15 protein-coding genes are annotated in these 13,665 nt (G+C 60.2%); 12 read left to right on the top strand and 3 right to left on the bottom strand.

The window, feature by feature from the left end; all coding sequences use genetic code 11:
* Positions 1–86: 86 nt before the first annotated feature.
* Positions 87–530 carry a DUF192 domain-containing protein gene (locus tag EDF71_RS14730; RefSeq protein ID WP_133857372.1) on the bottom strand — a complete coding sequence of 148 codons (444 nt, stop codon included), beginning with the start codon at positions 528–530 and terminating at the stop codon, positions 87–89.
* 316 nt (positions 531–846) lie between these two features.
* On the opposite strand from EDF71_RS14730, the gene icd reads away from it, so the two are divergent.
* The 9 genes from icd to EDF71_RS14685 all read left to right on the top strand — a co-directional run bounded on the left by icd (position 847) and on the right by EDF71_RS14685 (position 9,532).
* A complete protein-coding gene (gene icd, locus EDF71_RS14725; RefSeq protein WP_133857329.1) occupies positions 847–2,115 on the top strand; it encodes an NADP-dependent isocitrate dehydrogenase in 1,269 nt (422 codons plus the stop codon).
* Between the two features lie 64 nt (positions 2,116–2,179).
* Positions 2,180–2,818 carry a trimeric intracellular cation channel family protein gene (locus tag EDF71_RS14720; RefSeq protein WP_133857328.1) on the top strand — a complete coding sequence of 213 codons (639 nt, stop codon included), beginning with the start codon at positions 2,180–2,182 and terminating at the stop codon, positions 2,816–2,818.
* 31 nt (positions 2,819–2,849) lie between these two features.
* A complete protein-coding gene (locus EDF71_RS14715) occupies positions 2,850–3,401 on the top strand; it encodes a DUF1439 domain-containing protein (RefSeq protein ID WP_133857327.1) in 552 nt (183 codons plus the stop codon).
* A 120-nt stretch (positions 3,402–3,521) separates the two neighbouring features.
* On the top strand, positions 3,522–4,526 hold the full coding sequence (locus tag EDF71_RS14710; protein ID WP_133857326.1) for a sulfate ABC transporter substrate-binding protein: 1,005 nt from the start codon (positions 3,522–3,524) through the stop codon (positions 4,524–4,526).
* A gap of 72 nt (positions 4,527–4,598) precedes the next feature.
* A complete protein-coding gene (cysT, locus tag EDF71_RS14705; protein WP_133857325.1) occupies positions 4,599–5,471 on the top strand; it encodes a sulfate ABC transporter permease subunit CysT in 873 nt (290 codons plus the stop codon).
* A 12-nt stretch (positions 5,472–5,483) separates the two neighbouring features.
* Positions 5,484–6,449 carry a sulfate ABC transporter permease subunit CysW gene (gene cysW, locus EDF71_RS14700; protein ID WP_133857324.1) on the top strand — a complete coding sequence of 322 codons (966 nt, stop codon included), beginning with the start codon at positions 5,484–5,486 and terminating at the stop codon, positions 6,447–6,449.
* Between the two features lie 23 nt (positions 6,450–6,472).
* Positions 6,473–7,606 (top strand): sulfate ABC transporter ATP-binding protein, encoded by a 1,134-nt coding sequence (locus tag EDF71_RS14695; RefSeq protein ID WP_133857323.1) that lies wholly within the window; start codon positions 6,473–6,475, stop codon positions 7,604–7,606.
* 136 nt (positions 7,607–7,742) lie between these two features.
* Positions 7,743–8,240 (top strand): disulfide bond formation protein B, encoded by a 498-nt coding sequence (locus EDF71_RS14690; protein ID WP_243854319.1) that lies wholly within the window; start codon positions 7,743–7,745, stop codon positions 8,238–8,240.
* Positions 8,241–8,458: 218 nt separating this feature from the next.
* The gene (locus EDF71_RS14685) at positions 8,459–9,532 is read left to right on the top strand and encodes an alcohol dehydrogenase (RefSeq protein WP_133857322.1); all 1,074 of its coding nucleotides are present in this window, start codon (positions 8,459–8,461) and stop codon (positions 9,530–9,532) included.
* A 96-nt stretch (positions 9,533–9,628) separates the two neighbouring features.
* Here the strand turns inward: EDF71_RS14685 and EDF71_RS14680 are convergent, their stop codons facing one another.
* Positions 9,629–9,949: an FHA domain-containing protein gene (locus EDF71_RS14680; protein WP_133857321.1), complete on the bottom strand. Its 321-nt coding sequence runs from the start codon at positions 9,947–9,949 to the stop codon at positions 9,629–9,631.
* A 560-nt stretch (positions 9,950–10,509) separates the two neighbouring features.
* Here EDF71_RS14680 and EDF71_RS14675 point away from each other — a divergent pair.
* Together EDF71_RS14675 and EDF71_RS14670 are read left to right on the top strand one after the other, a co-directional pair.
* Positions 10,510–10,689, top strand: a complete 180-nt coding sequence (locus EDF71_RS14675; RefSeq protein WP_133857320.1) for a CsbD family protein — start codon at positions 10,510–10,512, stop codon at positions 10,687–10,689.
* Positions 10,690–10,703: 14 nt separating this feature from the next.
* Complete coding sequence (locus EDF71_RS14670) at positions 10,704–11,111, top strand: PRC-barrel domain-containing protein (protein ID WP_133857319.1); 408 nt, start codon at positions 10,704–10,706, stop codon at positions 11,109–11,111.
* Positions 11,112–11,308: 197 nt separating this feature from the next.
* Here the strand turns inward: EDF71_RS14670 and EDF71_RS14665 are convergent, their stop codons facing one another.
* On the bottom strand, positions 11,309–12,037 hold the full coding sequence (locus EDF71_RS14665) for a FadR/GntR family transcriptional regulator (RefSeq protein WP_133857318.1): 729 nt from the start codon (positions 12,035–12,037) through the stop codon (positions 11,309–11,311).
* 313 nt (positions 12,038–12,350) lie between these two features.
* Here EDF71_RS14665 and EDF71_RS14660 point away from each other — a divergent pair, with 313 nt between their 5' ends.
* Complete coding sequence (locus tag EDF71_RS14660; RefSeq protein WP_133857370.1) at positions 12,351–13,550, top strand: branched-chain amino acid ABC transporter substrate-binding protein; 1,200 nt, start codon at positions 12,351–12,353, stop codon at positions 13,548–13,550.
* The last annotated feature ends 115 nt before the right edge of the window (positions 13,551–13,665 follow it).

Below are 13,665 nucleotides of genomic sequence, written 5' to 3'. Positions count from 1 at the left end.
CCCTGCGCCGGGCCTGCCTGTTGGTGACTGGCTGCTGGTCAGTACGTAAGGACGACTACCAAAGGTGATCGCCCGAAAGCGCTTGCTCAGGGAGCGCTGAAGGGGCGGCCGCGCAGCTTGGTGCCGGCTGCAATGCCTTTTTGCTTGAACCAGCCCTGGTTCATCTCCAGCACATAGCGCACCGGCTTGCTGGAGCAGTGCGAGTCTTCCGTCATCGGCTGCATATCGGCCAGGTTGACGATGGTGCCGTCGTCGCTGACAAAGGCGGCGGTCAGCGGCAGGATGGTGTTCTTCATCCAGAAGCACTGGGTGCCGGGGCGGTCAAACACAAAGAGCATGCCTTCGTTGGCCGGCATCTCCTTGCGGAACATCAGGCCGATTTCCTTCTCACGCGCCGTCTGCGCCACTTGCGCATGGATGCGGTGCATGCCGGCCGTCAGCTCGGTGCGGGCCAGCTGCATCTGCGGCTCCCCGGCGGGCGCCGCCTGCTGCGCTGCTGCCGGCAAGGCTGCAGCCAGTGCGCAGGCCATGGCCGATGCGGCGAGGCAGCGCTGAGCGAGGCGGGAAGAACGGATGGCCAAGGGGGTGGGGAACATGGTGGTCAAGACTCTCACAAAGCAGGGTGCACGAGATGTGCAGTGGCGGCGCTGCGCGCCATAGCCGGTTTTATACACCAAGCCAGCCCTGCTGCGGGCTCGCTGTGCCATGCCCGGTGCTTGCTTCAGATGTCACAGTTTGTGCAGTCAGGCCGGGCCGGTATTTGTCGATAGAATCGTTGGCGGTAACACATGCGCCTGGTGCCTGGTGTGGGGCTGGGCGAAGAATCAGATTGGGAGATTTGTGACGATGCGTGCTCAACATATCCAGCAGCCCGAGGGCGGACAGGCCATCACCGCCAATGCGGACCACAGCCTCTGCGTGCCAGACCAGCCCATCATCCCCTTCATCGAAGGCGATGGCGTGGGCCGCGACATCACACCGGTGATGCGCAAGGTGGTGGATGCGGCAGTGGCCCAGGCCTATGGCGAGGCCCGCCGCATTGCCTGGATGGAAGTGTTTGCCGGTGATAAGGCGCTGGGCCTGTATGGCGAGGGCCAAAGCCTGCCCCAGGAAACCATGGATGCCATTGGCCAGTACCTGGTCGCCATTAAAGGCCCCTTGAACACGCCGGTGGGCGGCGGCATCCGCTCGCTGAATGTCACCTTGCGCCAGACCTTGGACCTGTACGTCTGCCTGCGTCCGGTGCGCTATTTTGAAGGTGTGCCTTCGCCAGTGCGCGAGCCGCACAAGACGCATATGGTGATCTTCCGCGAGAACTCCGAAGACATTTATGCCGGTATCGAGTTTGCGGCAGGCTCGGACCTGGCGGTCAAACTGATCGCCTTCTTGCAGCAGGAGATCGGCTCGCAGAAAATCCGTTTTCCACAAAGCTCGGGCATCGGCATCAAGCCCGTGTCGCGCGAAGGCACCGAGCGCCTGGTGCGCCAGGCCATCCAGTATGCGATCGACCATGACAAGCCCAGCGTGACCTTGGTGCACAAGGGCAACATCATGAAGTTCACCGAAGGTGCGTTCCGCGACTGGGGCTATGCGCTGGCCAAGAAGGAGTTCGGCGCCGAGGTCATTGATGGCGGCCCATGGATGCGCCTCAAAAGCCCCAAGGATGGCTCCGAGATCATCATCAAGGATGTGATTGCCGATGCCTTCCTGCAGCAGGTGCTGCTGCGCCCGGCCGATTACTCGGTGATTGCCACCCTCAATCTGAATGGCGACTACATCTCGGATGCGGTGGCCGCGCAGGTGGGCGGCATCGGCATTGCGCCGGGTGCCAACCTGTCGGACCGGGTGGCGGTGTTCGAGGCTACGCATGGCACGGCGCCCAAGTATGCGGGCAAGGACTATGTCAATCCCGGCTCGCTGATCCTGTCCGCCGAGATGATGCTGCGCCACATTGGCTGGACCGAAGCCGCTGACCTGATCATTGCCGCGATGGAGGCCACCATTGCCTCCAAGCGCGTGACCTATGATTTTGCGCGGCTGATGGATGGCGCCACGCAGGTCAGTACCTCGCGCTTTGGCGACGAGATGATCAGCAATATGCAAGCCGCTGCCTGACCTTCCACCGGCTGGGCTGCGCCTTGAGGCCGCAGCCCAGTCTCTTAGCTTGTTGCCCATGGCCATGGACACACCGTACATCATCGACACTGCGCGCCAGGTGCTGGAGATCGCAGCGACGATTGCGTTTGCGCTGTCCGGGGTGATCAAGGCGGCGCACAAGAAGCTTGATGTCGTCGGCGTCTGCGTGGTGGCCTTTGTGGCCGCTTTTGGGGGCGGCACCTTGCGCGATCTGCTGCTGGACCAGCGGCCGTTTTTCTGGGTGCGGCAGGAGACCTTTGTCTGGGTCATCATGGGCATCAGCCTGCTGGCCATCGTGTTTTTGCGTCAGCGCCATTTTGCGCTGACCGAGCGCGCCATGCTCTGGCCCGATATGCTGGGCCTGGGCCTGTTTGCCGCCGTGGGGGTGGACATGGCCGCCGAGCAGGGCCTGCCCGCACTCATCTGCGTGATGATGGGCGTGATCACCGGAGTGTTCGGCGGGGTGTTGCGCGATGTGATGTGCGGCGAGATTCCGCAGGCCTTCCGCGACCACCAGCCTTATGCGGTCTGCGCCTTTGTGGGCGGTTGGGTGGATCTGCTGCTGCGCAGCTCGCCCGTGCCCGAGATGGCGCCGATGCTCGGCTGTGTATTTGTCACCGCCGGCCTGCGCGCGATTGCGCTGTGGCGGCACTGGCGCTTGCCGAGCTGGCGGGTGGATTAGCCAAGGTTGTAGCAATAGGAGTTGTGCAGGCATGGGAAAAAAATTTGCATGGTCACTGCTGGCGCTGCTGGCCTTGGTGGGCACCTCTGCCATCTGGTATCTGGCGGGCAAGACCTATGAAATCCGCATCAGCCAGGCGCAGCTGGAGCAAAAACTGGCCGAGCGCTTGCCGTTGACGCAGCGCTACCCGCTGGTCTCCGTCACCATGGCGCAGCCCCGGGTGCATTTGAACGAGGACAGCGAGCGGGTCGACTTTGGCGTTTACATGACAGTCACCACCAACACCAGCGGCAGCCAGCTGCTGGGCGCGCAGATCGATATGTCTTCCTCGCTGCGCTATGACGCCGAGCGCGGCGCGATCTTTCTGGACCAGCCGCTGATGGACAAGCTGGTGGTGCAGGGCCTGGATGAGCGGCGCACGGCGATGGCCCAGGTGGCGCTGGAGGCGGCAATGACTTCCTACCTGGCCCAGCAACCGATCTACACCCTTAATGCCGCGGATGCCCGCCAGCGTGTGGCGCGCATGACGGTGCGGGACATCAAGGTGGACAAGGGTGTGCTCGTCATCATTCTGGGCCTGTGATACCGCGCTGGCTTTCCTTTATTCTCAAAACCCATAAATTAACAAAAATATATTCGTTTGAGTTTTAAGTACAAAAGTCCACAATTTGCTACATCACTTCATACAAACGGGTAGCAGAACATGAAACTGGGTGGATTGAAATCTTTGGTGGTTGCCGCAGCGGTGGTGGCCAGTGGCTCGGTGCTGGCACAAAACCAGCTGCTCAATGTCTCGTATGACGTCGCCCGTGAGTTCTACAAGGACTACAACACGGCCTTTATCGCCCACTACAAGAAGACCAAGGGCGTTGACATCAAGGTCGACCAGTCGCATGGCGGCTCCAGCGCCCAGGCGCGTGCCGTGTCCGAAGGCCTGGCCGCCGATGTGGTGACCTTCAACACCACCACCGATGTGGAGTTCCTCGCCGAAAAGGGCGTAGTGGCCAAGGACTGGGCCAAGAAGTTTCCCAACGATGCATCGCCCACCACCTCGACCATGCTGTTTCTGGTGCGCAATGGCAACCCCAAGGGCATCAAGGACTGGGATGACCTGATCAAGCCCGGTGTGCAGGTGGTGGTGGTGAACCCCAAGCTGGGTGGCAACGGCCGCTACGCCTATCTGGCCGCCTGGGGCCAGGCCCGTGAAAAGGGTGGCTCGGATGCCGATGCCCAGGCCTACATCAGCAAGCTCTACAAGAACGTGCCTGTGCTGGCCAAGGGTGGTCGCGATGCAACGGCGGCCTTCCTGCAACGCAATGTGGGCGATGTGCTGATCACTTTTGAATCCGAAGTCGTGTCGATCGACCGCGAGTTCGGCAAGGGCAAGGTAGACCCGGTGTACCCATCGGTGAGCATCACCGCTGAAAACCCCGTGGCCGTGGTGGAACGCACGGTCGAGAAAAAGGGCACGGCCGAACTGGCCAAGGCCTACCTGGATTACCTCTATTCCGATGAAGGCCAGGAAATCGCTGCCAACCATGCGATCCGCCCCCGCAGCGAAGCGGTGCTGAAGAAGCACGCCGATGTGTTCAAGCCAATCAAGCAGTTCACCGTTGGCAAGTACTTTGGCAGCCTGGGTGAAGCGCAGAAGACCCATTTCAGCGACGGCGGCTATTTCGACAAGCTGTTCACCGAACCCAAGAAGTGATGAGTCCATAGCAGCGCCCGCCAGCCGGGCGCTGTCTGCGCATTTCCTGTAGATTTTTGCCGATCGGAATCCATGTCAGCTGCCATCACTGCCCCGGCCAACGCCGTGCCCAGTGCCAAACGCCGTAGTGCCAAACGGGTACTGCCAGGCTTTGGGCTCACCCTGGGCTACACCATTTTCTATCTCAGCATCATCGTGCTGATCCCGCTGGCCACCCTGTTGTTCAAGACTTTCGAGCTGACCTGGGACCAGTTCTGGACAACGATTTCCGCCCCCATTGCCGTCGCTGCTTACAAGGTCACCTTCGGTGCCTCGCTGATCGCCGCCTTGGTGAACCTGGTGTTTGGCATGCTGATCGCTTGGGTGCTGGTGCGTTACAAGTTTCCGGGCAAGAAGCTGGTGGATGCGCTGGTCGATCTGCCTTTTGCCTTGCCTACCGCCGTTGCCGGCATCTCGCTGACCGCCTTGCTGGCGGACAACGGCTGGGTCGGCCAGTACTTTGCGCCGCTGGGTATCCAGCTGGTGTTCAACCGCGTGGGTATCGTGTTCGCGCTGATCTTTATCGGGCTGCCCTTTGTGGTGCGCACGGTGCAGCCGGTGCTGGAAGACTTTGAGAAAGAGCTGGAAGAGGCGGCCGGCAGCCTGGGTGCCTCGCGCTGGCAGACTTTCTACAAAGTGATCCTGCCTGCGATCGGCCCCGCATTGCTGACCGGCTTTGCGATGGCCTTTGCCCGCGCGGTGGGCGAGTATGGCTCGGTCATCTTCGTCTCCAACAACATCCCGATGGAGTCGCAGATCACGCCTTTCGTCATCATGGCCAAGCTGGAGCTCCATGACTATGCCGGTGCCACCGCCATTGCGATGGTGATGCTGGTGATCTCTTTCGTGCTGCTGCTTCTCATCAACGGCCTGCAAAGCTGGCAGCGCAAGCGTGCAGGGATTTAAGCCATGCCAACCATGTATCTTGTATTGATTGCCATCGTGGTGGTGGTGCTGGGCACGGTGATCGCGCGCTACCAGTATGTGGCCCGCCATGAACCCGAAGTGCAGAGCACCGTGACGGAGCCGCGCTGGGTGCGCTGGACCCTGACCGGTATTGCGCTGACCTTCATGCTGCTGTTTCTGCTGCTGCCGCTGGTTGCAGTCTTCGTCGAAGCGCTGCGCAAGGGCTGGGACACCTATGTGGCCGCGCTGACCGAGCCCGATGCCTGGTCGGCCATCAAGCTGACCTTGATCACCGCGCTGATTGCCGTGCCGCTGAACCTGGTGTTTGGTGTGGCAGCCGCCTGGGCGATTGCCAAGTTCGAATTCAAGGGCAAGGCCCTGCTGACATCGCTGGTGGATCTGCCGTTCTCGGTGTCTCCCGTTGTGGCGGGCCTGACCTATGTGCTGCTGTTTGGCGCCAATGGCTGGTTCGGCGCCTGGCTGGAGGACCATAACCTGAAGGTGATTTTTGCGGTGCCGGGCATTGTGCTGGCCACTGTGTTCGTGACCTTCCCCTTCATTGCCCGCGAGCTGATTCCGCTGATGCAGGCACAGGGCAATGACGAAGAGCAAGCGGCCATTGTGCTGGGTGCCTCGGGTTGGCAGACTTTCTGGCGTGTGACCCTGCCCAATATCAAATGGGGCCTGCTGTACGGCGTCATCCTGTGCAATGCGCGGGCCATGGGCGAGTTTGGTGCTGTGTCGGTGGTCTCGGGCAGCATTCGCGGCCAGACCAATACCATTCCGCTGCATGTCGAGATTCTGTATGCCGACTTTCAGTCTTCTGCAGCCTTTGCGGTGGCGTCCTTGCTGGCCTTGCTGGCGCTGGTCACCCTGGTGCTCAAGTCGATCGCCGAATGGCGCGCCGAGAAAGAGCACAAAGAGGCGGCCAGCCTGCCGCCAGAGCGTCCGCGTGATGACAGCGCGGCCACGGCATAAACACGGTATTTTCGAGGTCGGATATGAGCATTGAAATCCAAAACATTTCCAAGTCGTTTGGCAGCTTTAAGGCGCTCAATAACGTCAACCTGGACATCAAATCCGGTGAACTTATCGCGCTGCTCGGCCCGTCGGGCTGCGGCAAGACCACCTTGCTGCGCATCATCGCGGGCCTGGAGTCTGCCGACCAGGGCACCATCCAGTTCAGCGGTGAAGACACCACCGATGTGCATGTGCGCAACCGCAATGTGGGCTTTGTTTTCCAGCACTACGCGCTGTTCCGCCATATGACGGTGTTCGAGAACGTGGCCTTTGGCCTGCGCATCAAGCCCCGCAAGGAGCGGCCCAGCGAAGCCCAGATCCGCGAGAAGGTGATGAGCCTGCTCAAGCTGGTGCAGCTGGACTGGATCGCAGACCGCTACCCCTCGCAGCTGTCGGGTGGCCAGCGCCAACGTATTGCGCTGGCCCGCGCCCTGGCCGTGGAGCCCAAGGTGCTGCTGCTCGACGAGCCCTTTGGTGCGCTCGATGCCAAGGTGCGCAAGGAACTTCGCCGCTGGCTGCGCCGCCTGCACGATGAGCTGCATGTGACCAGCATCTTTGTGACCCATGACCAGGAAGAGGCGCTGGAAGTGGCCGACCGCGTGGTCGTGATCAACAAGGGCCAGATCGAGCAGGCCGGCACGCCACAGGAAGTCTGGGACAGCCCGGCCAGCCCCTTTGTCTATGGCTTCCTCGGCGATGTGAACCTGTTCCGTGGCCGTGCCACCGGTGGCCACACCGTGGTGGAGGGCGGCGTGCAGATCGATTCGCCCGAGCTGGCATCGGCCAACAACGCCCAGGCACTGGCCTATGTGCGGCCCCATGAACTGGATGTGGAGCGCTATTCGCCCGGCCAGGACAAGGATGCCGATGGCCGCCAGCGCGGCATCGTGGCCCAGCTCGACCGTGCGATTGTTGTCGGTCCCATCGCCCGTCTGGAACTTATTGCCGTGGGCGGGCACCAAGCCCAGGGTGCCGAGGCTTCGGACAGCGACAAGCTCATTGAGGCGCAGATTTCTGCGCAACAGTTCAAAGCCATGGGCCTGAAGGAAGGTGAGACGCTGGTGGTGACACCGCGCCAAGCCCGAGTTTTTCTCGATCAAGCAGCCAATATCTAGTGCCCTGACGCTCGCGCCTGTGCCTGAAGCTGTGAGATCCGGTTCTGCCCTTTTGGGGCGGGGCCGGTTTTCTGGTTTTGGGCCCCTGCAGGTCTGTACGCGTAAGATGGCGGGGTTGGCAGCATAAGGACATGACTTGAACTGGATCTGGAACGCACCGCGCCGCACTTTGGCGCTGATTTTTGTGGCCTGCGCGGCCATGATGGCCTTTGGCATGTATTTGCAGCACGTGGTGGGGCTGGAGCCCTGTCCGATGTGCATCGTGCAGCGCTACTGCCTGATTGCGGTCGGTGTGCTGGCGCTGCTGGGCAGCCTCAAGCCCTCGACGGCCGGTTGGTGGAAAAGCTTTGGCGGCCTGGCGCTGCTGTTCTCGGCCTTTGGCGCCTTCACCGCAGCCCGCCAAAGCTGGCTGCAATGGAACCCACCCGAGTTCGCCACCTGCGGCCGCGACTTCTACGGCATGATCGAAAACTACCCGATCAGCCGTTCGCTGCCCATGATTTTCCGCGGCTCGGGCGATTGCACCGCCATCGACTGGACCTTCCTGGGTCTGTCGATTGCCAACTGGTCTTTCCTCGCCTTTGCCGCTTTCAGCATCGTGCTGCTGCTGGCCTTGTTCAAAGCCAAGCGCTAAGCCCCGTCGATCTGCATGCAAACGCCCCTTTGAGGGGCGTTTTTCATGGCTGCGCGGCGCAGGGGACAACGCGCCGGGCCTTTATCGCCAATGCGACTGGTGTGCGCGATAGCCAGCTTGTGCAGAAAAACAGCGGCACTAATATGCTGAACTGTCAGGCATCGAAAGGGGGCAGCATGCCCCGGCTCAGTACAAGCAACAAGCAACAAGGAGATCGCATGATCAGCTATGACGTTACAGGCTTTGGTGAACCCCTGGTGCGCAGCGAGCGCCCAACCCCCGTACCGACCGGAGACCAGGTGCTGGTGCGCATCGAGGCCGCCGGCGTGTGCCACTCGGACCTGCATATCTGGCACGGCGAGTACGACCTGGGCAATGGCAAAAAGCTGTCCATGGCCGACCGTGGCATGAAGCTGCCGCTGACCTTGGGCCACGAGATTGCCGGTGAGGTGGTGGCCATGGGCCCGGACGCCAAGGGCGTCGAGATCGGCAAGCGCTATGTGGTCTTCCCCTGGCATGGCTGCGGCGAGTGCAAGGTCTGCAAGCGCGGCGATGAGAACCTCTGCCTGGCAGGCAAATCGATGGGCGTGTACCAGAATGGCGGCTACGCCGACCATGTGCTGGTGAACCATGCCTACTACCTGGTGGACATTGGAGATATGCCTGCCGAGCGCGCCGCGCCCTATGCCTGCTCGGGCCTGACCACCTACAGCGCGATCAAGAAGATTGATCCCCAGGTGTTCAAGGACGAAAAGATTGTGCTGTTTGGCGCTGGCGGCCTGGGCCTGATGGCTATCTTGCTGATGAAGGCCATGGGTGGTGCTGGCGTGGTGGTGGTGGAGCCCGATGCCAGCAAGCATGCGGCCGCGCTGAGCGCTGGCGCGGATGTGGTCATCGATCCAAAGTCCGCCGACTTTATCGCCCAGGTCAAGCAGGCTGCGGGTGGCGCGGTCTGGGCCATCATCGACTGCGTGGGCTCCAGCCAGACGGTGCAGCAAGGCATCGACATGCTGACCAAGGGCGGTCACCTGGTGCAGATTGGCCTGTTTGGCGGCCATGTGGACCTGCCAACCCCCACGCATGCGATCCGCGCCATCACCTACCAGGGCACCTATGTAGGCAATTTGGGTGACCTGCGCGAGCTGATCGCACTGGTGCGCGACAAAAAGCTGAACCCGGTACCAACCACTTGCATGCATTTCAGCAAGGCCTTCTCCGCGCTGGTGGCGCTGGAGCAGGGCAAGGCCGTGGGCCGCCTGATGCTAACGCCCAACGAGGAAGCGGTGGCCTGAGCCCTTAGCCGCTGAATCGCGCTGGCAGCATCTAAGCCGCCAGCCAGCATGCAAAAAGTCCGCAATTGCGGACTTTTTTCGTTGAGTGGCCGGCGATCAGTCTTGTGTTTCCAGGCTGGGCACGGAGCCCGACTTCACGACGATCTCGAAGTTGCCAACCGATACCTGGTCACCCGCGTACAGCACTTGGCGCTTGACCCGGCGGCCATTGACAAAGATGCCATTGGTGCTGTCGTGGTCCTCCACCATCAAGAGGCCGATGTAGTAGCTGAAGGCGCCGTGGTCGCGGCTGATGCTGGGGTCGCGCAGAAAAAGACCGCTGCTCGGACCTCGGCCAATGGCCGTGCAACCGCGCTCCAGTTGGATGGCGCGGGGAGGAGATTGCAGATCAGAGCGAACAAGGATTTCCGGCAACATGGTGAGCCCCTAAAGGAACTGGCTATTGAAAAGTCTGAATGGATTATGCATCTATTATTTGTTCATAATTGATAAACATTGACAATCATTGTCATAGGCTCGTGCAATCCGCAAAAACTATGAAAAAAACCAAATAAAGACAAAGAATCTAAAAGATGGGTGGGCGATTGCAGGGGTTACTACCGATGATGTGTGCCGGATTTGTGTCAATCCCAACTAATTTGCTCGGCAGCCTTCGCTGATCGCGGGGCATGCCGGCTGGCGCCGGCCCGCAATGCGTTGAAGGATGTTGCTACTCCCCAGCGAACCATCTGTCTAACGGTGGCCCACGACTGGAAGTGCATGCGGCACATGCGGCAGCGCACAGCTGTTCGGGATCAGGCCCAGGCAGCGTCTTCCGGAAGTTCTTCTGAGTGCCCCCGCAGCCCCAGCGACGCTAGAAAAGGCTGTAAGCCTATCCCCACTATCTGACAGGTTGTGCACCTAACTTTTTCCATCCCGTTGCGCGATATCGTTGAGCCATCCCAACGTTGCTTTGCAACATCACTGAAGGAAAAAGCATGAACAAGAATCAAGTCGCAGGCGCCGTGAAAGATGCTGCTGGCAAGGTCCAGCAAAAGGTCGGCGAGGCCGTGAACAGCCCTGAGCAGCAGGCCAAGGGCATTGCCAAGCAGGTCGAAGGCAAGACCCAAAAGGCAGCGGGCAATGTGCAAGAAGCGGTCAAAGACGCCGCCAAGTGAAGAAGGAGTTGACGATGAAATCCAAATCGATATTGATGCTCGGCGCTTTTGCCATCACGATGGCTGCGGGCTCCGCCTTTGCGCAGACGCAAGTGCCAGTCGCAGGCGGCGTCAAGCTGGGTGTGGAGCAAACCGAAATCCAGGCGGTTGCCACCGGTTGGAGCCTGAAGAAGTCGGTTCTCGGCAAGAACGTCTACAACGAAGAAGGCAAGTCTGTCGGCAAGATCGACGACGTGATCGTCGCACCTGACAAGGCTGTCTCTTACGCCATCATCGGTGCCGGTGGCTTCCTGGGCGTTGGCAAGCATGATGTCGCCATCCCCGTGGGCCAGTTCCGCGTGCAAAATGACAAGATCACCTTGCCCGGCGCGACCAAGGATGCGCTCAAGGCGCTGCCCAAGTTTGAGTACGCCAAGAAGTGATAGCTGCCCCGAGGCAGATGTCTTGAAAAGCCCCGCAAGGGGCTTTTTTGCGTCCGATAGCGTATTGGCATGTGCCGATCTGACCTGCCTGACGGTGCGACGGCTGTCCTATCTGCGGCAATGCATCCGATTGGTGAGGCTGGGTTTTGCCGCAAGGGTAGGTGGCGCCCGCCAGGATCGAACTTCAGCAGCGATCTTTAGCTGTTTTCTTGGCCCAGGTACTTCTCGAGGCGCAATGAGGCATTCAGTAAATGCGTCTTGGCACTCAGTGCAGCCCTATCCGCGTCGCCATCCCGGATGGCATTAAAAATGGCCTGGTGCTCTTCTTGCACCGCTTCTACCAAGCTCATGTTCTGCGCCTTGGTGCTGGTTCTGGCTTGTCGAATCACTCGGCGTGCGTTGAGCTCCAGGTGACTGCTCAGCGCCACAAAGTGGGGGTTGTGGGTGGCCTCGACGATGGCTTGGTGAAACTGAAAATCCTGCTCATCCCCCAGCCGGTCATTGGCAATTTCGTACTCCATGCCAATCAAGGCGCGGCGAATCATCTTCAGGTCATGGTCCGTTCGACGCAGGGCAGCCAAACGGGTGGCGGCTACTTCCACGGTTTCCACCAACTCCATCACCAAGGCCAGGCTGTCGCGCTCGCCAATGGCTACATCCTGCATGCGAAAGGACTGGCGCTGGTCTTTTTCCAGCACATAGGCGCCGCTGCCGCGAATGGCCTCAATCAGGCCGTCGGATTTGAGCTGGGACAGCGCTTCGCGCACCACGCTGCGGCTGACATCGAACCGCTCGCACAACTCACGTTCGCTGGGCAAGCGGTCTCCCGGGTTCAGTTCGCCACGCTGGATCAGGCCGCCGATGTTGGCAGCGATTTCATTGGGTAGCACGCGTTCAGGCAGTTTCTTGTTGTTTTGCATTGTCATGGACGAGACCGGGAAAAGGGAAAAAAGTTGTCAGACATATTAATCTACTTTCTCTCAACTGCAGCCGCTCATCTGGATGGATGTGCTAGCACTGGTAAAGGGTTCGGGTGCCACACCCGTGTTTTCCCTTGGTTCACTTGATTTTTCGTTGGCAATCTTATGTCAGACCATTACACTAAGTTGTCAGACCAGTTTTGACTGCGGGCCCTACGTCGCAGCGCTGGATTTGTTCAATCAAATAACGTAATTCTTGGAGACACTTGTGGCGAAGCTACGCTTTCAACAAAAAGGAACCTGGGTATTTGCTGCGCTTTTGGCGGCTGGGTGTAGTGCACAGGCTGCACCGCTGAAGATTGGCTTGGTGGAGACACTGTCTGGCCCACAGGCCTCGACCGGGCTGATGTTCAAGGCCGCTACCCGCTATGCGATTGACCAGATCAACGCCGATGGTGGTTGGAATGGCGAGCAGGTGCAATTGGTGGAGTACGACAACCAAGGCGGGCCAGCGGGTGCGTCGGACAAGCTCAAGGCAGCTCTGGCCGACGGCGTGCAAATGATTGTGCAAGGCTCCTCGTCGGCGGTGAGCGGCCAGATTACCGAAGATGTGCGCAAGCACAATCTGCGTAATCCTGGCAAGGAAGTGATCTTTTTGAACGTGGGTGGCGAGGCGCTGGAGCTGACGGGCGAGAAATGCCACTTCCACCATTTCCGCTTCAACCCCAATGCGCAGGTGCGCGTCAAGGCGCTGGTGTCTGCGATGAAGCAAGACAATGTGCTGGGCACCAAGGTGTTCTCCATCAACCAGAACTATTCCTGGGGCCAGGACATGCAGGCCGCTATTGAAGCCAATGCCGCCGCCGGTGGCTACCAAGTGGTGGACAAGACCTTGCATGACACCAACAAGATCCAGGACTTTGCGCCCTATGTGACCAAGATCGCTGCTTCCAAGGCGGACACGGTGATTACCGGCAACTGGTCCAACGATTTGTTGCTGATGATGAAGGCCTCCAAGGCCGCGGGGCTCAACACCCGCTTCGGTACCGCGTTCCTGGATCAGCCCGGCAATGTGGCCAACGCGGGTGATGCCGCGCTGGGCCACTATGTGGCGCACCCCTTCAACGCCGATGCCAATGGCCAGGACAGCGAGAAATTTGCGCAAGACTTCAAGGCCAAGACCGGTCACTTCCCGGTCTACACCGAAGGCCAGACAGTGTTTGGCCTGCAAATGGTGGGTTCGGTCCTCAAGACCGTGAAGGCCGACAACGGCAAGCTCAATGTGAACGCTTTTGCGCTGGCGCTGGAGAAGGCCGAGTTCAAAACGGCCTTGGGTGTCGCTGTGATGCGCGCAGAAGATCACCAGTTGCTCATGCCTATCGTGGTCTCCAAGGTGAGCAAGGACGCCAAGTTCAAGGCTGACAACACCGACATGGGCTTCCAGACCGTGAAGCTCTTCACCGCGCAAGAAACTGCCGCCCCCGTGCAGGCCTCTTGCAAGATGCGCGCCCCCAAGTAATCACTGTCGCCAACGCTGCGGGTGGGTCTGAGGCTCAGGCACCCGCAGTCCGCAAGCGCTTGCCTGGCTTTGGCTGCCCAAAGCGATCAGGCCAGGCCGCTGCATGCGCGCAATA

Origin of the sequence: Comamonas sp. JUb58, assembly GCF_004364775.1 — a bacterium.
In the GTDB taxonomy this organism is placed as follows: Bacteria; Pseudomonadota; Gammaproteobacteria; order Burkholderiales; family Burkholderiaceae_C; genus Comamonas.
Note: the sequence above shows the minus strand (reverse complement) of the source record. Positions and strands in the feature narration are given on the sequence as shown.